Source organism: Celeribacter litoreus, from assembly GCF_020165855.1.
In the GTDB taxonomy this organism is placed as follows: domain Bacteria; phylum Pseudomonadota; class Alphaproteobacteria; order Rhodobacterales; family Rhodobacteraceae; genus Celeribacter; species Celeribacter litoreus.
This window is the reverse complement of the sequence record NZ_JAIUFY010000005.1, coordinates 413,037-434,177: the sequence shown is the minus strand read 5'-3', so window position 1 is coordinate 434,177 and position 21,141 is coordinate 413,037. Positions and strand designations below refer to the sequence as shown.

General features: G+C 58.8%; 20 protein-coding genes. 10 read left to right on the top strand and 10 right to left on the bottom strand.

The annotated features are described in order from the left end of the window. Positions 1-98: 98 nt before the first annotated feature. From sdhA to LA304_RS04015, 8 genes are all read right to left on the bottom strand, one after another. Positions 99-1,907, bottom strand: a complete 1,809-nt coding sequence (gene sdhA, locus LA304_RS04050; RefSeq protein WP_224501838.1) for a succinate dehydrogenase flavoprotein subunit — start codon at positions 1,905-1,907, stop codon at positions 99-101. 22 nt (positions 1,908-1,929) lie between these two features. Continuing rightward, the gene (sdhD, locus tag LA304_RS04045; RefSeq protein ID WP_224501837.1) at positions 1,930-2,304 is read right to left on the bottom strand and encodes a succinate dehydrogenase, hydrophobic membrane anchor protein; all 375 of its coding nucleotides are present in this window, start codon (positions 2,302-2,304) and stop codon (positions 1,930-1,932) included. 10 nt (positions 2,305-2,314) lie between these two features. Then, complete coding sequence (sdhC, locus tag LA304_RS04040) at positions 2,315-2,713, bottom strand: succinate dehydrogenase, cytochrome b556 subunit (RefSeq protein WP_224501836.1); 399 nt, start codon at positions 2,711-2,713, stop codon at positions 2,315-2,317. A gap of 303 nt (positions 2,714-3,016) precedes the next feature. Continuing rightward, a complete protein-coding gene (locus tag LA304_RS04035; RefSeq protein WP_224501835.1) occupies positions 3,017-4,048 on the bottom strand; it encodes a MaoC family dehydratase in 1,032 nt (343 codons plus the stop codon). Position 4,049: 1 nt separating this feature from the next. Continuing rightward, positions 4,050-4,253: a DUF1737 domain-containing protein gene (locus tag LA304_RS04030; protein ID WP_224501834.1), complete on the bottom strand. Its 204-nt coding sequence runs from the start codon at positions 4,251-4,253 to the stop codon at positions 4,050-4,052. A gap of 10 nt (positions 4,254-4,263) precedes the next feature. Continuing rightward, positions 4,264-4,815: an NnrU family protein gene (locus tag LA304_RS04025; RefSeq protein ID WP_224501833.1), complete on the bottom strand. Its 552-nt coding sequence runs from the start codon at positions 4,813-4,815 to the stop codon at positions 4,264-4,266. A gap of 3 nt (positions 4,816-4,818) precedes the next feature. After that, positions 4,819-5,673 carry an HpcH/HpaI aldolase/citrate lyase family protein gene (locus LA304_RS04020; RefSeq protein WP_224501832.1) on the bottom strand — a complete coding sequence of 285 codons (855 nt, stop codon included), beginning with the start codon at positions 5,671-5,673 and terminating at the stop codon, positions 4,819-4,821. 161 nt (positions 5,674-5,834) lie between these two features. Beyond that, a complete protein-coding gene (locus tag LA304_RS04015) occupies positions 5,835-6,566 on the bottom strand; it encodes a sulfite exporter TauE/SafE family protein (protein WP_224501831.1) in 732 nt (243 codons plus the stop codon). Between the two features lie 207 nt (positions 6,567-6,773). Between LA304_RS04015 and mdh the strand changes: the two genes are divergently transcribed. The 3 genes from mdh to LA304_RS04000 all read left to right on the top strand — a co-directional run bounded on the left by mdh (position 6,774) and on the right by LA304_RS04000 (position 9,637). After that, a complete protein-coding gene (mdh, locus tag LA304_RS04010; RefSeq protein WP_224501830.1) occupies positions 6,774-7,736 on the top strand; it encodes a malate dehydrogenase in 963 nt (320 codons plus the stop codon). A gap of 70 nt (positions 7,737-7,806) precedes the next feature. Beyond that, on the top strand, positions 7,807-8,802 hold the full coding sequence (locus LA304_RS04005) for a glycosyltransferase family 2 protein (protein ID WP_224501829.1): 996 nt from the start codon (positions 7,807-7,809) through the stop codon (positions 8,800-8,802). A 271-nt stretch (positions 8,803-9,073) separates the two neighbouring features. Then, positions 9,074-9,637 (top strand): hypothetical protein, encoded by a 564-nt coding sequence (locus LA304_RS04000; protein ID WP_224501828.1) that lies wholly within the window; start codon positions 9,074-9,076, stop codon positions 9,635-9,637. Positions 9,638-9,789: 152 nt separating this feature from the next. Here the strand turns inward: LA304_RS04000 and LA304_RS03995 are convergent, their stop codons facing one another. Continuing rightward, entirely contained in the window at positions 9,790-10,617 is an 828-nt protein-coding gene (locus tag LA304_RS03995; protein WP_224501827.1) for a hypothetical protein, read from the bottom strand. Positions 10,618-11,041: 424 nt separating this feature from the next. On the opposite strand from LA304_RS03995, the gene sucC reads away from it, so the two are divergent. From sucC to LA304_RS03960, 7 genes are all read left to right on the top strand, one after another. Continuing rightward, the gene (gene sucC / locus LA304_RS03990; RefSeq protein ID WP_224501826.1) at positions 11,042-12,235 is read left to right on the top strand and encodes an ADP-forming succinate--CoA ligase subunit beta; all 1,194 of its coding nucleotides are present in this window, start codon (positions 11,042-11,044) and stop codon (positions 12,233-12,235) included. Between the two features lie 5 nt (positions 12,236-12,240). Further along, positions 12,241-13,128 (top strand): succinate--CoA ligase subunit alpha, encoded by an 888-nt coding sequence (sucD, locus tag LA304_RS03985; RefSeq protein WP_224501825.1) that lies wholly within the window; start codon positions 12,241-12,243, stop codon positions 13,126-13,128. A 122-nt stretch (positions 13,129-13,250) separates the two neighbouring features. Then, positions 13,251-16,220 carry a 2-oxoglutarate dehydrogenase E1 component gene (locus LA304_RS03980; protein WP_224501824.1) on the top strand — a complete coding sequence of 990 codons (2,970 nt, stop codon included), beginning with the start codon at positions 13,251-13,253 and terminating at the stop codon, positions 16,218-16,220. A 4-nt stretch (positions 16,221-16,224) separates the two neighbouring features. After that, positions 16,225-17,721, top strand: coding sequence for a 2-oxoglutarate dehydrogenase complex dihydrolipoyllysine-residue succinyltransferase (odhB, locus tag LA304_RS03975; RefSeq protein WP_224501823.1), 1,497 nt, complete (start codon positions 16,225-16,227; stop codon positions 17,719-17,721). A gap of 112 nt (positions 17,722-17,833) precedes the next feature. Then, a complete protein-coding gene (locus LA304_RS03970) occupies positions 17,834-18,088 on the top strand; it encodes a hypothetical protein (RefSeq protein WP_224501822.1) in 255 nt (84 codons plus the stop codon). Between the two features lie 105 nt (positions 18,089-18,193). Next, positions 18,194-19,588, top strand: coding sequence for a dihydrolipoyl dehydrogenase (gene lpdA / locus LA304_RS03965; RefSeq protein ID WP_224501821.1), 1,395 nt, complete (start codon positions 18,194-18,196; stop codon positions 19,586-19,588). A gap of 193 nt (positions 19,589-19,781) precedes the next feature. Beyond that, complete coding sequence (locus LA304_RS03960) at positions 19,782-20,546, top strand: SDR family NAD(P)-dependent oxidoreductase (RefSeq protein ID WP_224501820.1); 765 nt, start codon at positions 19,782-19,784, stop codon at positions 20,544-20,546. An 81-nt stretch (positions 20,547-20,627) separates the two neighbouring features. Here LA304_RS03960 and LA304_RS03955 read toward each other — a convergent pair whose 3' ends face one another. Beyond that, the gene (locus LA304_RS03955) at positions 20,628-21,101 is read right to left on the bottom strand and encodes an acyl-CoA thioesterase (protein WP_224501819.1); all 474 of its coding nucleotides are present in this window, start codon (positions 21,099-21,101) and stop codon (positions 20,628-20,630) included. Positions 21,102-21,141 lie beyond the last annotated feature (40 nt).

Sequence of the window (21,141 nt, the reverse complement as noted above, 5' to 3'; positions counted from 1 at the left end):
CTCTTGGCTAGATGGCGGATACAAGTCCACGTTTTGTCTCGTTTGACCGATTGTTGATAATTTCGCCCCCGAAAGACAACCTTCGGGGGCGTAGTGTCTTAGAACGTCCGCGCTTTCGGCGCGATCTTGGCGAGGCTGATGCCACCTTCTTCTTCGGTGGTCAGCGGGGCCTCGATGATCGGACGATAGCTGAGTTCGACCTGATTGCCATCGACGCGCGAAATGGTGTGGATACGCCAGTTCTTGTCGTCGCGCTCCGGGTAGTCCTCGTGTGCATGGGCGCCGCGGGATTCTTTGCGGGCTTCTGCACCGTGGATGGTGGCCAGAGCGTTCGGCATCAGGTTGGTGAGCTCGAGTGTTTCCATCAGATCGGAGTTCCACACGAGGCTGCGGTCGGTGACGGAAACGTCGCCCATTTTGCCAGCCACGGCGGTCATCTTCTCGACGCCCTCTTTGAGGGTTTTGTCGGTGCGGAACACGGCTGCGTCGGCCTGCATGGTGCGCTGCATCTCGAGGCGCAGCTCTGCGGTCGGGATTGCACCCTTCGCGTGACGGAGGCTGTCGAAGCGGTCGAAGGCCTTCTCGACAGATGCCATGTTGAGCTTCGGGTTCGATGCGGCGCGATCAACGACTTTACCGGCGCGAATTGCGGCGGCGCGACCGAACACCACGAGGTCGATCAGCGAGTTGGAGCCGAGACGGTTTGCACCGTGAACGGACGCACAGCCCGCTTCACCCACAGCCATCAGACCCGGCACAACGGCGGTCGGATCGTCTTTGGTCGGGTTCAGAACCTCACCGTGATAGTTGGTCGGAATACCGCCCATGTTGTAGTGCACGGTCGGCAGAACCGGGATCGGCTCTTTCGTTACGTCCACACCGGCGAAGATTTTCGCGGATTCGGAGATGCCCGGCAGACGTTCTGCCAGAGCCTCGGCCGGAAGGTGGCTGAGGTTCAGGAAGATGTGGTCGCCATGCTCCCCCACACCACGACCTTCGCGGATTTCCATGGTCATGGAGCGGGACACGTAGTCGCGCGGTGCGAGGTCTTTATAGGTCGGCGCGTAACGCTCCATGAAGCGCTCGCCTTCGGAGTTGGTCAGATAACCGCCTTCACCGCGGGCACCCTCGGTGATCAGACAGCCGGAGCCGTAGATGCCGGTCGGGTGGAACTGGACGAATTCCATATCCTGCAGCGCGAGACCCGCACGGGCCACCATGCCGCCACCGTCGCCGGTGCAGGTGTGGGCAGACGTCGCGGAGAAGTAGGCGCGGCCATAACCACCGGTCGCAAGGACAACCATCTTCGCGGAGAAGAGGTGGAAGGTGCCGTCATCGAGTTTCCAGCAGAGAACACCCTGACATTCGCCGTCTTCCGACATGATCAGATCGAGCGCAAAGTATTCGATGTAGAATTCTGCTTTTTCTTTCACGGACTGGCCGTAAAGGGTGTGCAGGATCGCGTGACCGGTGCGGTCAGCAGCCGCACAGGTACGCTGAACCGGCGGGCCTTCACCGAACTCGGTGGTGTGTCCACCGAACGGACGCTGGTAGATCTTGCCTTCTTCCGTGCGGGAGAACGGCACTCCGTAGTGCTCGAGCTCGTAAACGGCTTTCGGAGCTTCACGCGCGAGGTATTCCATCGCATCGGTGTCACCGAGCCAGTCAGAGCCTTTGACCGTGTCATACATGTGCCACTGCCAGCTATCCGGCCCCATGTTGGACAGGGATGCGGCGATACCACCTTGGGCGGCAACGGTGTGGGAGCGCGTTGGGAAAACTTTGGTTACACAGGCCGTGCGCAGACCTTGCTCAGCCATGCCGAGCGTCGCGCGCAGACCGGACCCACCGGCGCCAACAACGACCACGTCGTATTCGTGGGTTTCATATTCATATGCTACTGTCATTATCTTTATTCCTTGCCGCGCATCACTGAATGGCGAGTTTCAAAAGGGCGAAGAGGCCAGCCGCCATCAGCGTGTAGCAAAAGCCCGCCACGGCGATCAGCGTCAGCTTGCGCTTGATGCCGCCGACGTAGTCTTCGACAGCTTCGTCCACTTCGGTTTTGAGGTGAATGATGCTCCCCACGAGGCAGAGCGCCGTGATGATTGCGATGCAGGGGCTGCTGTAGAAGCTCAGAGCTTCTTCGAAAGAATGACCGACGGCGTAGCCGAAAGTGAAGATGAAGAGCGGCACGAGAATGACGAGCGAAATAGAGGTCGCAATCGTCAGCCAATGATGCTCCGCGCCGGTTCCGCCGGATCCCAGACCCGTTGCACGTTTACGGTCAGTGAGAAAGTTCATGGCTATCCCCTCAGAAAATCAGAAACACAACGGCGGTCAGCACGGTCAGGGCGGTCGCCCCGATGAACATGCCCCAGCCCATTTTCTCGGACGTCTCGACATCCAAGCAGTAGCCGAAATCCCAGATCACGTGACGAACGCGGCCCAGCATGTGGTACCAGAGCGCCCAGGCCGCTGCGAGCATCAGGATGTTCCCGATGAAGCTGCCGTAGATTCCGTTGAAAAAGTTGAAAGCCGACTCGGAACTGGCTGCCGCAAGCAACCAGCAGATCGCGAGGAAAATGGAGCCCAGCGATGCAATGCCGGTGATACGGACCATGATCGACGAGATCGACGTCATCTGCGGTCGATAATAAGGTCCGATCATGAAGGGAGAGAGCGGTCGGTTGCCGCGATTCACATCAGCCATGTTGGCGTCCTTTCACGATTGATGCATTTAGGTTGCTCTTCGTATGCTACGTTTTGGCGATGAAGTCACCACCTGTGAGCGCTAACAGCCCCCGTTTGGGACGGATAATGCAGAAGAAAATCGCTTGTGACCGCACTTTGTGATCACAAGAAAGCAGGTGTGATCACATGTTCGCGCACAAAACTTTCCCGACAGTTTTAATAGGGATTTTTTAAGGCGATGACACCCTGAATCAGTGGAAAAGGCCGCGCATTTCTGCACGACCCCGGATGTTTGCGATCACAAATTCTGCAACTGTGGCGTTTAGAGAGGCACCACCGCCCAGTAGTCTAGATCCAGAAGCACGTCCGGATGATACTTACCCTCATCCGTCTTGTAGGCGAACTCGGGTGCACCGTGTTTGTAGGCCACTAGACGCAAGCGCAATGCCCCAACACCCGGCGCGTTCGTTTCCGCCTTGTCGAGCACCTCGGTATAGGCCCGCACGGTATCGCCGGTGAAGCACGGGTTCGCGTGCGCCCCACCATTGAGACCCACGATCATCTGCGCATTCGCCAGACCATTAAAGGACAGCGCCCGCGCCATCGAAATCACATGACCGCCATAGATTAGGCGCTTGCCGTCTTCTCGGTTGGTCGCATCGAAATGCACTTTCGCCGTGTTCTGCCAGAGACGCGTGGCCATTATGTGCTCGGCCTCTTCGATCGTCACGCCGTCGACGTGGTCAATCTTTTCCCCGATCTCGTAATCGGCAAACCGGTGCTGCTCCCCTGCAAGAGTAAAGTTATAGCGGAGCATATCGAGCCCTTCCGGCAGGACGAGCTCGTCCGCCGACACGACTTTTTTCAACTCGGGGATCACGGTCTCAGGAGCAGGCGCATCGAGGTCGCGTTTACGGACCATCACCCAGCGGACGTATTCGAGGACTGTTTCATCGAACTGATTGATGCCCTTCGTGCGGACATAGACCACACCGGATTTCCCGTTGGAGTTCTGCTTGAGACCGATCACCTCAGACACGGACCGAAGCGTATCACCCGGATACACAGGTTTCAGCCAACGCCCTTCGGCATAGCCGAGGTTCGCAACCGCATTAAGAGAGATATCCGGAACGGTTTTGCCAAAGACCACGTGGAACGCGATCAGATCGTCAACCGGGCTTTTGTCCAAGCCACAGCTTTCCGCAAATTCGTCCGAGGAATACAGCGCATGACGCGCAGGATAGAGCGCATGATAGAGCGCCCGCTCCCCGCCCGACACGGTGCGCGGCACAGCGTGCTCGATCACCTGACCGACTTTATAATCCTCAAAGAAACGTCCCGGATTGGTTTTCACCCTATAGTCCTCCCAATTTCACCTCGGGCGAATACTCTCCCTCGGCCTCCTTTATGACCGCCTGAGCGCAGCGCATCTTTCCGGTGCTGCCGTCATAGGCGTAGGACGGGTCTCCGTAGAGTTCCCACCCCTTGTTCAATGCGTCCGTCACCTTGTGACAGAACGCGGATGTGTCTTCTTCTGTGAGCAACCTGTAGGCCCGCATGTTCAACTCCTCAGATCGGGAAGGGCGAATAGCCCAACCATGTGTGAATACCTGCGATCACCGCAAATACCACGACACTGATCAGTACAAGCTTCAAATCGCCCTTTACCGTGCCGTCCGCATAGCGTTCGGGCGCGGGCGCGGCCCTGTTGATGAGGATCATCTCGGCAAAGGCCCAAACAATCATCCCCCCGAAAAGTACGAGAGACGCCGCATCCGAATTCACCAAGAGGTGTGCAACACCCCAGACGATCACGCCCGTGAGCATCGGATGACGCATCTTTCCACGCAGGCGGCTCTTGGAATTGCCGAGGCCGAACAGGATGACGGCGCCGAGCATCAGCAGGTTGTTCAAATGCCGCAGAAACGGCGGCAGGGCGTAGAGGTCATATGTCTCGCTCATCCGGTAGCCCACCACCATCAAAACGACCCCGATCAGATTGCCCGTCGCGACGAGTGCCGGGCTTTTCTTGTCACCGAGCGCCGCTCGGGGCTCTGGCAGGAGTCGTTTAAAGAGGTGGGACCCGCTCCAGATAAGCAGGCCGAGAATGAGCAGAGACATAAGTTACTCCATGGCTAAAATTGCGTCGTGTTTCGCGAGCGTCGCGCGTGCGGTCACAATATGCAAATTCTCCACGATTTTCCCATCGACAACGGCAACGCCTTCGCCCTTGGCCTCGGCCTCCTCGAACGCCGCGATCTGACGCTGGGCGAGATCGATCTCCGCCTCGGTCGGCGCGAAGGCTGCGTTCGCAATGGCGAGCTGCGCTGGGTGGATCAGAGTTTTGCCGTCAAATCCCATGTCACGACCCTGCTCGCATTCGGCCTGAAGGCCCTCTTCATCCTTGAACGCGTTATAGACGCCGTCGAGCGCGACAATGCCGTAGGCCCGTGCCGCGATGAGACACATGTGCAACCCGCCCATCATCGGCAGCCGATCCGCGCGGAAGCGTGTGTTGAGCTCTTTGGCGAGATCATTCGTGCCCATAACAAAGCCCGCCATACGCGGATGCGCCGCAATCTCTGCCGCATTGATCATGCCGAGCGGCGTTTCCATCATGGCCCAGAGCGGCACATCGGGGATCGCTTGCGCAAGCTCTTCGACCATCGCCGCGCTTTCCACTTTCGGGAGCAGGATGCCGTCGATATCAGCGCCCACAAAAGCCGCCACATCGTCACGACCCCATTCCGTGTCAAAACCGTTCACACGAATGATCTTCGCGCGGTTGCCATAGCCACCGGCCTTCATCGCCTCGACGAGCATGCCACGTGCGTTCACCTTTTCCTCGGGCGACACAGCGTCTTCGAGGTCAAACAGGATCGCGTCACAGGCAAGTGTCTTTGCCTTTTCCAAGGCCCGCTCTTTCGAGCCGGGGATGTAGAGCGCCGAACGGTAAGGACGGGATGCGACTTCGGTCATTGATTCTTCTCCTCCGCAATATTGTTGCGCAAGAGGCCACAGAAACGCACCAATCCGCAAGGGTTAAATTTCCGCAGCGCAGAAATGACCGCGACCACAGCACCTCCAAACAGTGCCGATCAGCCCCCAAACAGGTTGATCTTAAGTATAAACGACTTCGCTTATGCGGCGAGAGCTTCCCAAATGAGCTTCGTGCCCGTCACAGCGAGGAAGACATACGTCAGGCCGAAGAAGAGCTTCTCCGACACCTTGTGATGCATCCACACGCCAAAGAGCACACCCAAGACCGCAAACGGGAGCAACATCAGGTCTGCCGTCAGCGTCTGCTTGGAGAAAATCCCGACAAAGCTATATGGCACGACCTTCATGATATTGACCGCCCAGAACACGAGAACGGAGGTCGCCTGATAGGTCATTTTGTCGAGACGCTTGGTCAGCATATAGACGGCGGCCGGCGGCCCGCCCGCGTGAGAAATAAAACTCGTGATCCCGACCATCGCGCCCCAGAAGAGGCCGGATTTCGTGCCCATCTCGCGTTTGGGCTGCGGAAACAGCTTTCGCGACTTACCCAGTTGCCAGATGACAAACCCGACCGCGACAAGGCCGATCAGGAACTTGAACACATTCGGGTCGGCAAATCCGTAAAGGAGCGTGCCCAGAATGATCCCCGGCAAGGCCCCCACGATCAGGACGCCCGCGACCCGCAAATCCCATTTGCGCCAATACATTTTGATGGCGGTCACATCCATCACCATCAGGAGCGGCAACATCAGACCGACGGCCTGCCCCGGCTCGAGAATCAGTGCGAGAAACGGCGTCGCGGCAAAGGACGCGGCCGATCCGAAGCCCCCTTTCGACATCCCCGCGAAGAGCACCGCAGGGATCGCGAACATGAAAAAATTCGGATCTATCGTCATTTGAAGCACGCCGGAGATAGAGTGATGTGTACAAAAGCACACCGTATTTATGCCTGCCTTACAATGGGGTTAGCGTTAACGCTAGCGAAAACCTCTGCGCGGCAACGCAGCGCAGCCTTGCGTGATCGCGTGCAAATCGCTACCCATGCGCCCAATCTCACAAACCTGATTGGAGACAGATACATGGCCCGACCCAAGATTGCCCTCATCGGCGCAGGTCAAATCGGCGGCACGCTCGCCCACCTCGCAGCCATCAAGGAACTCGGTGACGTCGTTCTTTTCGACATCGCTGAAGGAACCCCGCAGGGCAAGGCTCTCGACATCGCCGAATCCGGCCCGTCCGAAGGCTTTGACGCGACTCTCAAAGGCACCACGGACTACGCCGACATCGCTGGCGCAGACGTCTGCATCGTGACCGCCGGTGTTCCGCGCAAGCCGGGCATGTCCCGTGATGACCTTCTCGGCATCAACCTCAAAGTGATGAAGTCCGTTGGCGAAGGCATCAAAGAGCACGCTCCGGACGCATTCGTGATCTGCATCACCAACCCGCTCGACGCAATGGTCTGGGCTCTGCAGCAGTACTCCGGTCTTCCGGCAAACAAAGTGTGCGGCATGGCTGGCGTTCTCGACTCCGCTCGTTTCCGCCACTTCCTCTCCGTTGAATTCAACGTCTCCATGAAAGACGTCACCGCCTTCGTTCTCGGCGGCCACGGCGACACCATGGTTCCGTCCGTTCGTTACTCCACCGTTGGCGGCATCCCGCTCCCGGATCTGGTGGAAATGGGCTGGACCACCCAGGAGAAACTCGACGCAATCGTTCAGCGCACCCGTGACGGCGGCGCAGAGATCGTTGGCCTCCTGAAAACCGGTTCCGCATTCTACGCTCCGGCAACCTCCGCCATCGAGATGGCTGAAGCCTACCTGAAAGACCAGAAGCGTCTTCTGCCGTGTGCAGCATATTGCGAAGGCGAGCTTGGCCTCGACGGCATGTACGTTGGCGTTCCGACCATCATCGGCGCTGGCGGCATCGAGAAAGTTGTCGACATCAAACTCTCCAAAGAAGAGCAAGTCATGTTCGACAAATCCGTCGACGCCGTGAAAGGCCTCGTCGAAGCTTGTAAAGGCATCGACGGCAACCTTGGCTAAGCCACTGGAACCTGTCTAGTATCGAACCCGCGCCCTCACCGGCGCGGGTTTTTCTTTGGGACTTTTCTGAATGACGTCACGCGGACACGATTGGGCCATTGCAGCCATGGTCGATGAGCCGGCCACGCTCGTTGCCGCCTTCGCGCGCCATCACCTCGCACTCGGTGCGAAAGAGGTGCATCTCTATCTCGACCGCCCTAATCCCGAGATCGCTGACTTGATAGGACAGCGGGAGGGCGTCTTTCTCACCGTTCTCGACGAAACCTTCTGGCTGACGCACAACAAGGGCTATCGCCCGCACCGTCACACGGGACGGCAAAAGTTCATTGCGACCCATACCTACAACACCACGTCGTGCCGCTGGATGCTCCACTGTGACGCAGATGAATTTGTGCGCGACGCAGACACGCTTCTCCAAAACCTCGCCGACACGCCCGAGGGGCAACCGCTCTCCCTGCGCAATTCCGAGCGGGTCTATCTGCCCTACAGCCCCGGAACTTCCCTGTTCGAAGGCGGCTTCCGCGCACCAATGGCGTTCGCGCCCGAAGACTTGGCGCACCTCTACGGGCCGTCCGCGCGGTTTCTCCATTTCGGCCTCACAGGCCACCGGATCGGCAAAACGATGGCCCCCACCGGCCTGCCCTACGAATTCGGCGTCCACATGATGCGGGCTGAGGACGGATCAGTTCCGGAGATGGCAAAAAGCCGTCAACGACTGCTTCTCCATTTCGATGGAATGACGCCCCTGCACTACGCGGTCAAACTCTTGCGCAAGGCCTACGAAAACTACCCCGGCCCGAAACGCCGCCTCGGAGCGGAACGCGAAGCGCAGTATCAATTCGTCCGCGATCATGCGGGACAGCCGGACGCAATCTTCGAAATGATCAAGAGCGTCCAGTCCATCACCGACGAACAGGCAGGTGTGCTCTCAACGATCGGAAAACTGGATGAGACGCCGTTCACCCCGCTTGATTGCACCGATCTCGACCTGAGCCGCGACGGGTTCGACGCCGCCCTCCATGCCCGGGAGTCGGAACTCTTTGCAAAGGCCGGATTTCAGATGTGAATGGCGGCGGCCCGCTCTTGGACAGCGCCATCAATCTCTCCGATGAAAAGCAGGATTTTTCTGTTTTTGGCAATTCGCTAGACTTCGAAAAAATTTATACCTGGGGCGGGACTTGGATGAGCGCACAGACATTACCTGACAGCGGACGACGCGTGCTATTTTCCGCGCAAAAGAACGAAGCGCCCTTCCTGCCAACGGGGAAAGCCTCTCAGACATTATCTCCACCGCCGAAAGTCAGAATGCGTCGTCCGTTTCAATCGCCTGGCGTTTCATGGGCGACAGCGGCAACACAACCTGGCCCGGACGTCACATTTCTCCTGCGTCCACAGGCGCCGCGCCCTCGTGGAAAGGGAACTCGGCGCAAGTGAAAACCTTGTTCCGTTGGTCAGAGGCCATCGAAGCGCTGGATATTCACCGCACCATTCTGAAAGAAGGCGTCACATCCGAATCATTCATCGCGATCAACTCCGCGAAGAAGCCGATGGATGAAGCTTTCTTTAATCGCAGGCGCCGCAGGCCCTTCAACCGCATGTCCGCGAACAAAGACCCCTATAAACTTGGGCACGTTCTTCATTTCTCGATACGCACGCCAGATATGTTCGCTCTGAAAAAGCAACGTGGGGATGGCTATTACACCGACCCGCAACAGATTGCCCGCAACGATGAGTTTTATCGCAGGAAGAATTTCAACTCGCATAGAGAAAGCGGCCATCTCACCTCTGAGGCCCCGGTCAGCGCCGATATCTCGCGCTTGCTGCAAGACAATCGCGTGCGCAAAATCTCCGAACAGATCGACGCACGGACCAAGGCAGGTTTGGCTGCCCCTTCCTGCTAAGGATCAAGAAGCCGGACGTCTTCGCCCGGTTGTCTGATCTGCACAATCAATCTCTCTGATCAGAAATCTTCGCTCACACCTGCGTTCTGCGCAGGGGGGATACCGTCGCTTTTCAGCAGTTCGCCGTCGCCGTGATCGACATCGGCACCACGTTATTCAGCAGCATCATCAAGCTCCGCGACCGCCGCGTTCAAGCGACGCAGCGCATGGCGCGTTTTCCAGTTATTACGGAGCTTTACAGCCACCCGTGCCGCGCTGTGGGCAAGACGCGTATGCCCGCGTTCATGTGCTCGGTCAATCAATGCCACCAGATAAGGCGCGGCCGTTCTGCGCGCGCGGATCAAATGATAAAACCGGCGACGGCTCATTTGCCCGCTCAACCCTTCGCGCGCGACGGTCTTGAGGATATCCATCCGCTTGAGCATTGGCGGGATTTTGTGAGTGAAGCTGCGGACCGGAAGATGTTCGATCGTTGGTCCGGTCATTCGCGCCGCATGGAGGCGGTCTTCTTCAACATAGGGATCAAAAATGATGTAGGCGCGTCCGATCTCGTTCAAATGATTGGCAACATCATTGTAATCGCCAGACCAATCACCGCGCCGCATCGCTGCCGTATAGCGTCGCTCGAATTTTACGATCCGTGGCCGTAGGGTCGATTGCGGGGCAAAGGCGACGACGACCCCCTTCTCTCCGGCCAGTGGGGAAAAGGCCATCGCGCCGAAGCCCCCCATGGACGAACCGTAAAAGCCAACAGTTTCATAGGCATCGAAGAGTCCACTGTCGCGGATTTCGACCATGCGCTCTTTGAGGTCCGGACATTGGAACCAGTCCATCCGTTTGACCATCACCCCGAGAACCCCCCAGCCCTCTTTCACGAAGAGCGGAAAACCGAAAGGTTCGCGCCTCTCTGTTGCACGCACAGAGTTGAGATTGTCAAAGCAGACAATCAGACGATCTTTACCCGGCGTGTATGAAATCATGTGGTGCTCGGTCTCGATGAAGAAGCCGCCACGCGACTCACAATCTTCTCGCAACCACTCCAAACCGGGAGGCATAGGGGTCGCATTGTCAGAGAGGTCTCTTTGTTCCAGCAAGCTGGTCTCCATGTCACCGTTTACACGCAGCCCGACCCTAGACGACGTGCCAGACGACGACAAGCAACACCTCGGACTGCCGATGTCGCAGGCGAAAGACAGAGAGAATCCCCGGCTTCCCCTGCGTCAGCAACACATCGCGCCCGCCAAAAACATGATTCTGGGGTTTTGTGATCACACGAATTATAAGTGTGATCACAAAAAGCAGAAACACAGGGGTTTTACCGCTAACGGGCCAGAAAAGCGTTTATTTCCTGCACAAAGTCATGTCACACACTTGGCCAATCGAACCAGGGAGAGGACATCTCTAATGAACATCCACGAGTATCAGGCGAAAGCCCTTCTCAAGGAATACGGCGCCCCGGTCTCCGACGGCCGTGTCGTTCTCAATGCAGCTGACGCGAAAACCGCGGCAGGCGAACTCGACGGACCGCTTTGGGTCGTCAAAGCCCAGATCCACGCAGGTGGTCGCGGTAAAGGTTCCTTCAAAGAAGCCGGCGCAGGCGAAAAAGGCGGCGTGCGTCTCGCAAAATCCGTTGAGGAAGCTGCAGAAGAAGCCAACCGCATGCTCGGCCACACTCTGGTTACGCACCAGACCGGTCCGGCAGGCAAGCAAGTGAACCGCATCTACATCGAAGACGGTTCCGACATCGAGAAAGAGCTTTACCTCGCTCTGCTCGTTGACCGCGCCTCTTCCCGCGTGTCCATCGTGGCATCCACCGAAGGCGGCATGGACATCGAAGAAGTGGCAGCCTCCACTCCGGAGAAAATCCTGTCCTTCTCCATCGACCCGGCAACTGGCCTTCAGGGCTTCCACGGCCGTCGCGTCGCATTTGCCCTCGGCCTCGAAGGCAAACAGATCAAACAGTGCGCTGCTCTGATCTCCAACCTCTACCGCCTCTTCATCGACAAAGACATGGAGATGCTGGAAATCAACCCGCTCATCGTGACCGACAGCGGCGACCTGAAATGCCTCGACTGTAAAGCTGGCTTCGACGGCAACGCTCTCTACCGCCACGCCGACATCGTTGGCCTGCGCGACGAGACCGAAGAAGACCCGAAAGAGCTCGCAGCGTCCCAGCACGACCTGAACTACATCGCGCTCGACGGTGAAATCGGCTGCATGGTGAACGGTGCTGGTCTCGCAATGGCCACCATGGACATCATCAAACTCTACGGCGCAGAGCCTGCCAACTTCCTCGACGTGGGCGGCGGCGCGACCAAAGAGAAAGTGACCGAAGCGTTCAAGATCATCACCTCGGACGACAACGTCAAAGGCATCCTCGTGAACATCTTCGGCGGCATCATGCGCTGTGACATCATTGCCGAAGGCGTGATCGCAGCCGTAAAAGAAGTCGGCCTGCAGGTTCCGCTCGTTGTCCGCCTCGAAGGCACCAACGTGGAGCTCGGCAAAGAGATCATCAACAACTCCGGCCTCGACGTTATCGCAGCCGACGATCTCAAAGACGGCGCCCAGAAAATCGTTAAAGCAGTGAAGGGCTAAGAGACATGGCTATTCTCATTGATGAAAACACCAAGGTCATCTGTCAGGGCTTCACCGGCTCTCAGGGCACCTTCCACTCTGAACAAGCGATTGCATACGGCACCAAAATGGTTGGCGGCGTGACCCCGGGCAAAGGTGGCACCACCCACCTCGACCTGCCGGTCTTCAACTCCGTGCACGAAGCCAAGCACGTGACCGAAGCCAACGCTTCCGTGATCTACGTGCCGCCGCCGTTCGCAGCTGACTCGATCCTCGAAGCCATCGACGCCGAAATCGAACTCATCATCTGCATCACCGAGGGCATCCCTGTTCTCGACATGATGAAAGTGAAACGCGCCCTTATGGACAGCAGCTCCCGCCTCATCGGCCCGAACTGCCCGGGCGTCATCACTCCGGACGCATGCAAAATCGGCATCATGCCGGGCCACATCCACAAGCGTGGTTCCGTGGGTGTTGTGTCCCGCTCCGGCACCCTGACCTACGAAGCAGTGAAACAGACCACCGATCTCGGCCTCGGTCAGTCCACCGCTGTGGGCATCGGCGGCGACCCGATCAAAGGCACAGAGCACATCGACGTGCTCGACATGTTCCTCGACGATCCGGAAACCACCTCCATCATCATGATCGGTGAAATCGGTGGCTCTGCTGAAGAGGAAGCAGCCGAATTCCTCGCCGAGCAGAAGAAAAAAGGCCGCTGGAAGCCGACCGCTGGCTTCATCGCTGGCCGCACCGCCCCTCCGGGCCGCCGCATGGGCCACGCAGGCGCCATCGTCGCCGGTGGTAAAGGCGACGCAGAGTCCAAGATCGAAGCGATGAAATCCGCTGGTATCATCGTGGCTGACAGCCCGGCTACCCTCGGCGAAGCCGTGCAGGAAGCCATCGCGAAGGGCTAATTGCCCGTCCGCATTTGACAACTCTCGCCTGCGCCCTTTGTGAAAGAGGGCGCAGGCGCACCCACAAAAGGCGACGCGTGCCTGCCGACAAACGGAAACGCACCCCAGATAAGGTCAGATCGATGAACGACCAGAGCCCCAACGACATTTTCCACGCCTCTTCCTTTATGCAGGGGCACAACGCGGAGTACCTCGAACAGGTCTACGCAAATTACGTGCAAGACCCGAGCTCCGTGGACGCTTCATGGGCAGATTTTTTTGCATCGCTCGGTGATGCTGCTCAAGATGTCACCGCAGAAGCCGCTGGTCCGTCCTGGGGCCGCACCGATTGGCCGCCCGTTCCGAACGACGATTTGACCGCCGCTCTTGATGGTCAGTGGGCCGAACCCGCTGCCGCCGAGAAAGCCGGCAAGAAGATCAAAGAGAAAGCCGCCGAGAAAGGCGTTGCTGTCTCCGAGGACCAGATCAAGCGCGCCGTACTCGACTCCATCCGCGCTCTGATGATCATCCGCGCCTACCGTATTCGTGGTCACCTCGTGGCAGACCTCGACCCGCTCGGCATGCGCGACGAGACCCCGCACCCAGAGCTTGATCCGAAAACCTACGGCTTCACCGATGCCGACATGGATCGTCCGATCTTCATCGACAACGTGCTGGGCCTGACCCACGCTTCCATGCGCCAGATCATCGACGTTCTGCAGCGCACTTACTGTGGCACCTTCGCCCTTCAGTATATGCACATCTCCGATCCGGAGCAGGCTGGCTGGCTCAAAGAGCGCATCGAAGGCTTCGGCAAAGAGATCCAGTTCACCAAGAACGGCCGTCGCGCCATTCTGAACAAACTCGTTGAGGCAGAAGGCTTCGAGAAATTCCTCCACGTCAAATACATGGGCACGAAGCGTTTCGGCCTCGACGGTGGTGAAGCTCTCATCCCGGCCATGGAACAGATCATCAAACGCGGCGGGAACCTCGGCGCGAAAGAGATCGTGATCGGCATGCCGCACCGCGGTCGTCTTTCCGTGCTCGCCAACGTGATGTCCAAGCCGTATCGCGCAATCTTCAACGAATTCCAGGGCGGCTCCTTCAAACCCGAGGATGTCGACGGCTCCGGCGACGTGAAGTACCACCTCGGCGCGTCTTCCGACCGTGAGTTTGACGGCAACAAGGTTCACCTGTCCCTGACAGCGAACCCGTCGCACCTCGAAGCTGTGAACCCGGTTGTGCTCGGCAAGGCCCGCGCCAAAACCGACCAGAACAACGACCCGGAACGCACCTCCGTGATCCCTGTGCTCCTGCACGGTGACGCGGCCTTTGCTGGTCAGGGTGTTGTGGCAGAGTGCTTCGGCCTCTCCGGTTTGCGCGGTCACCGCACCGGCGGCACGATCCACATCGTCGTGAACAACCAGATCGGCTTCACCACCGCGCCGCACTTCTCGCGTTCCTCGCCCTACCCGACCGACATCGCCCTGATGGTGGAAGCTCCTATCTTCCACGTGAACGGCGACGATCCGGAGGCTGTGGTGCACGCTGCGAAAGTGGCGACCGAGTTCCGCCAGAAGTTCCACAAAGACGTCGTCATCGACATCTTCTGCTACCGCCGCTTCGGTCACAACGAAGGCGACGAGCCGATGTTCACCAACCCGGCGATGTACAACAACATCAAGCGGCACAAAACGACGCTCCAGCTCTACACCGAACGCCTCGTCAAAGACGGTCTCATCCCCGAGGGCGAGATCGAGGACATGAAGGCTGCCTTCCAGTCCATGCTCAACGAAGAGTTCGAGGCTGGCAAAACGTTTAAACCGAACAAAGCCGACTGGCTCGACGGTCGCTGGTCCCACCTCAATGCCGAAGGCGAGGAATACCAGCGCGGCCAAACCGCGATCTCTGAAGAGACCATGGCACAGGTCGGTCGTGCGTTGACCACCTATCCGGATGACTTCAACATCCATAAAACCGTGGATCGTCAACTCGCAGCCAAAGCCAAAATGTTCGAAGAGGGCCAAGGCTTTGACTGGGCCACCGGTGAAGCGCTCGCCTTCGGCTCGCTCCTGACCGAAGGCTACCCTGTCCGCCTTGCCGGTCAGGACTCAACACGCGGCACCTTCTCCCAGCGTCATTCCGGCCTCATCGACCAGAAATCCGAGGACCGTTACTACCCGCTGAACAACGTCCGCGAAGGTCAGGCCCACTACGAAGTCATCGACTCCATGCTCTCCGAGTATGCGGTTCTCGGCTTTGAATACGGCTACTCGCTCGCAGAACCGAACGCACTCACCCTCTGGGAAGCCCAGTTCGGCGACTTCGCCAACGGCGCGCAGATCATGTTCGACCAGTTCATCTCTTCCGGTGAACGCAAATGGCTCCGCATGTCAGGTCTCGTGATGCTTCTGCCGCACGGCTTCGAAGGTCAGGGTCCGGAGCACTCCTCCGCACGCCTCGAGCGCTTCCTGCAAATGTCCGCAGAAGACAACTGGATCGTTGCGAACTGCACGACTCCGGCGAACTACTTCCACATCCTGCGTCGTCAGCTTCACCGCTCCTACCGTAAGCCGCTCGTTCTGATGACGCCGAAATCGCTTCTGCGTCACAAGCTCGCGACCTCGGTTGCGGCCGACTTTACGGACGGTTCTTCGTTCCACCGCGTTCTCTGGGACGATGCGGATCGTGATAACGGCACCGACAAGTCCTCGCTCAAGCTCAAAGCCGACAAGGACATCAAGCGCGTCGTGATCTGTTCCGGTAAGGTCTACTACGACCTTCTCGAGGCCCGCGATGCCGCTGGCAAGGATGACACCTACATCCTGCGTCTCGAACAGTTCTACCCGTTCCCGGCCCTCTCGATGGTCAAGGAACTGGAGCGCTTCAAAGACGCGGAAATCGTCTGGTGTCAGGAAGAGCCGAAGAACCAGGGCGCCTGGACCTTCGTCGAGCCGAACATCGAGTGGGTTCTCACCCGCATCAAAGCCAAGCACACGCGCCCTGTCTACGCAGGCCGCGCCGCATCTGCCTCGCCTGCAACCGGCCTGGCATCCCAGCACAAAGCACAACAAACGGCGCTCGTGAACGATGCGCTCAACATCGAAGGATAATCACATGTCTGTTGAAGTCCGCGTTCCAACCCTTGGTGAATCTGTCACCGAAGCGACCGTCGCAACATGGTTCAAAAAGCCGGGCGAAACTGTCGCCGTAGACGAAATGCTGTGTGAGCTGGAAACCGACAAAGTGACCGTCGAGGTCCCGTCCCCTGCCGCTGGCGTTCTGGGCGAGATCGTCGCTGCCGAAGGCGAAACCGTTGGTGTTGACGCCCTGCTCGCCACCCTTTCCGAGGAAGGCAATGCTGGTCCGGAAGACGTGAAACCGCGCGCTCACTCCGAGATGGTCGAAGAAGCTCCGGCTGCTGGTGGCGCTGCTGTGGACGTCATGGTCCCGACGCTCGGCGAATCCGTGACCGAAGCCACCGTCGCAACTTGGTTCAAAGCTGTTGGTGACACTGTCGAAGCCGACGAAATGCTTTGCGAGCTCGAAACCGATAAAGTCTCCGTCGAAGTGCCCGCTCCGGCGGCTGGCGTTCTGACCGCGATCATCGCAAACGAAGGCGACACCGTGGCTGCTGGCGGTAAACTCGCTGAGATGTCCACCGGCGCTGGCGCATCCGCTCCGGCTGCTGCTCCGGCACCTGCTGCTCCGACAGCCGCTGGTGGCAAAGACGTCGAAAACGCTCCGTCCGCGAACAAGCTGATGGCTGAAAAAGGCGTCGATCCGGCGTCCGTTTCCGGCACCGGCAAAGACGGTCGCATCATGAAAGAAGACGTGCTCAACGCTCTGAACAAACCGGCGGCTGCTCCGGCTCCTGCGGCTGCGCCTGCGGCTCCGCGTCCGGCAGAAGACGCAGCGCGCGAAGAGCGCGTGAAAATGACGAAACTCCGTCAGACCATCGCGCGTCGCCTCAAAGAGTCCCAAAACACCGCCGCCATGCTCACCACCTACAACGAGGTGGACATGACCGAGGTGATGGCGCTCCGCAACGCATACAAAGACCAGTTCGAGAAGAAACACGGCGCCCGTCTCGGCTTCATGTCCTTCTTCACGAAGGCCTGTGTGCACGCGCTTCAGGAAGTGCCGGAAGTGAACGCCGAGATTGACGGCACCGACATCGTCTACAAAAACTACGTGAACATGGGCATCGCCGCTGGCACGCCGCAGGGTCTCGTGGTTCCGGTGCTCCGTGACGTTCAGGACAAATCCTTCGCAGAGATCGAAAAAGAGATCGCCGAGAAAGGCCGCCGCGCCCGTGACGGTAAACTCTCCATGGCCGAGATGCAGGGCGGCACCTTCACCATCTCCAACGGTGGTGTCTACGGCTCCCTGATGTCCTCCCCGATCCTGAACCCCCCGCAGTCCGGTATCCTCGGCATGCACAAAATCCAGGACCGTCCGATGGTCATCAACGGCGAAATCAAAATCCGCCCGATGATGTATCTCGCCCTGTCCTACGATCACCGTATCGTCGACGGCAAAGGCGCCGTGACCTTCCTCGTGCGCGTCAAAGAAGCACTCGAAGATCCGCGTCGCCTGCTGATGGATCTGTAAGAAATAAAGCGGGCGGGCCCATCGGCCCGCCCTCCTTTTTTGTAAAGACGCGTGCCCTAGCTTCACCAGACACGCGCGTCTTGAATAACGATAGCAAAGCGGTGTAGCGCACATGACCCAAGAGACTAACAGCAAGACATCCCCCCTCGCCCGTCTCGATGCGGCACAGATGCAGGCCGTGCAGCTCGTTCTCGGTGTCATCGTGCTCATCCTCGCCACCGCTTTCGGTCGCTCCGGCATTCTCAACGCCCACTTTGCAATGATCGGCCAAATCTTTGGCGCATTCTGGATGGCTCTGGCGGCGATGCAGCTCGTTCAGGCCGTGCAGAAAGACGACGCTAAAGCCGCGAAAGCAAAAGACGAATGACCCTGACGCCCCACCATATGCGTGGCGCTCAGGTCGCGACCCTCATACTGGCGCCCTGCTCCATTGCGGCCCGCCAATTCCAGAATTCTTACCAAGGAGAAAACCATGGCATCCTATGACGTCATCATCATCGGCGCTGGCCCCGGCGGCTACGTCTCCGCCATTCGCTGCGCCCAGCTCGGTCTCAAGACCGCCGTGGTCGAAGGCCGTGAGACGCTCGGCGGCACCTGCCTCAACGTGGGCTGCATCCCGTCCAAAGCGCTCCTGAACGCGACGCACCACCTGCACGAAGCAGAGCACAACTTCGCCACCATGGGCCTCAAGGGCAAAGCCCCGTCCGTCGATTGGGCGCAAATGAAATCCTACAAAGATGACGTTGTCGGTCAGAACACCGGCGGCATCGAGTTCCTGTTCAAAAAGAACAAAATCGACTGGCTCAAAGGCTACGGCTCCATTCCGGCGGCTGGCAAAGTCAAAGTCGGTGACGAAGTGCACGAAGCAAAGAACATCGTGATCGCCTCCGGCTCCGTGCCGACCTCCCTTCCGGGTGTCGAAGTCGACAATGACGCGGGCATCGTGGTGGACAGCACCGGTGCGCTCGAACTGCCGAAGATCCCAAAGAAACTCGTCGTCATCGGCGCAGGTGTGATCGGTCTCGAGCTTGGCTCCGTTTACGCCCGTCTCGGCTCGGAAGTGACCGTTGTGGAATACATGGACGCCATCACTCCGGGCATGGACGGCGATGTGCAGCGCTCTTTCAAAAAGCTGCTTGAGAAGCAGGGCATCAACTTTGTTCTCGGTGCCGCCGTTCAGGGCGTCGAAACCACAAAGAGCAAAGCCAAGCTTACCTACAAGCTCAAGAAAGACGACAGCGAAGTCACGATCGACGCAGACACCGTTCTCGTCGCCACGGGCCGCAAGCCGTTCACCGAGGGCCTCGGCCTTGCAGAGATCGGCGTCGAGTTCACAGAGCGCGGCCAGATCAAAACCGACGCGCATTGGGCAACCAACGTGCCGGGCATCTACGCCATCGGTGACGCCATCGTCGGACCTATGTTGGCCCACAAAGCCGAAGACGAAGGCATGGCCGTCGCAGAAGTGCTCGCTGGCAAGCATGGCCACGTGAACTACGACGTCATCCCGGGCGTGATCTATACCTCGCCAGAGGTTGCCACCGTCGGCAAAACCGAAGCGGCCCTCAAAGCCGAAGGCCGCAAGATCAAAGTTGGCAAGTTCTCCTTCATGGGCAACGCCCGAGCGAAAGCAGTGTTCCAGGGTGACGGTTTCGTCAAACTGATCGTGGACGCAGAAACCGACCGCGTGCTCGGCGCTGCGATCATCGGGCCGGCAGCCGGCGACATGATCCACGAGATCTGTGTGGCTATGGAATACGGCGGCTCCGCTCAGGACATCGCCCTGACCTGCCACGCCCACCCGACCTACTCCGAAGCCGTGCGCGAAGCCGCTCTGGCCTGTGGCGACGGCCCGATCCACGCGTAATCGCGGCGACAGTCGAACCAATAGAGAGGCGGCCTACGGGCCGCCTTTTTTCGTGCCTTTTCAGAATACTGCGTCCCGAGATCTGCATCTGCGCGCTCCCCCTGTTCACGGATGCGCGTCGTTGCCCAGCAGCCCCGCCCTATCCTTGGTCCGTACAAATAAAGAAAGAGCCCGAAGGGCAAAGGAGTACATTATGGATTTCAAAGACAAAGTCGTTTTGATCACCGGCGCAGCCGGCGGGATCGGCATCGCCGCGGCCCGCAAATTCGCCAAAGAGGGCGCGAAACTCGCCCTCGTGGATCTCAAGCTCGACGCGCTCCAAAAAGCAGCCAGCGATCTGCCCGACGCGCTGTTGCTGTCAGCAGATGTGTCGAAAGAGGATCAGGTCAAAGCCTACGTCGACGCAACCGTCGAAAAATTCGGCCGGATCGACGTGTTTGTGAACAACGCGGGCATCAACGGCAGCTTCAAACCGATCACGGAACAAACCGTCGAAAACTACGAAGCCGTGCTCAACATCAACGTCGTCGGCGTGTTCCTCGGACTAAAGCATGTGCTCACACAGATGAAAGCGCAGGGATCCGGCGCCGTGGTCAACACGGCCTCCAACGGCGGGCTGCTCGGCGCGCCCGGCATGAGCGCTTATGTGGCTTCCAAACACGCGGTCATCGGGATCAACAAATCCGTTGCCCTCGAAGTGGCAGACCACGGCATTCGCGTGAACGCAGTCTGCCCCTCGGGCGTGGACACACAGATGATGCGCTCAATCGAGACCAACGCCGCCAAAGGTCACGAGGAAAAGGCCCGCAAGCAGTTCGAGAATTCCGTGCCGCTCAAACGCTACGCGGAAGCTGATGAGATCGCGGACCTGATGCTCTTCCTCGCGAGCGACAAGGCCTCTTTCATCACCGGCGCCTACTACCGGATCGATGGCGGTGGCGGCGCAGCTTCCGTCTAAGGCGGACACTCCCTTCAAACAGACAAAGACCCGCTCACCGGCGGGTCTTTTTTAGCTGGAACAGGCCAACATTCGCCCTGCTTACACACCGCCCTGAGCCGCCGCTTCGAGGCGCTTGGCATGTTCCTTGCGCAACTCTTTACGGATTTCAGCGGCCTGCCAGCGGCGCGCGTCCACTTCGGTCTCGGGGGTAAAGCGCGGCACCTCTGCCGTCTTCCCCGCATCATCGACCGCGACCATCGTGAAGTAGCAGGAATTCGTGTGTCGCACATTGCGCGAACGAATGTCCTCCGCCTCCACGCGAATGCCGATCTCCATGGAGGAGCGCCCCACATGGTTCACGGTTGCTTTGAAATGCACGAGCTCGCCCACGTGGATCGGCTGTTTGAACATCACCTGATCAACGGAGAGCGTCACCGCATATTTGCCAGAATACCGCGAGGCGCAGGAAAACGCGACGAGGTCCAACAACCGCAAGAGCGCACCACCGTGCACTTTCCCCGAAAAGTTCGCCAGATCGGGCGTCATCATTTCCGTCATCTCGAGATAGCGCATCGTGCAGGGCCTTCATATCAGAACAGTGGGGTTCAAGAGA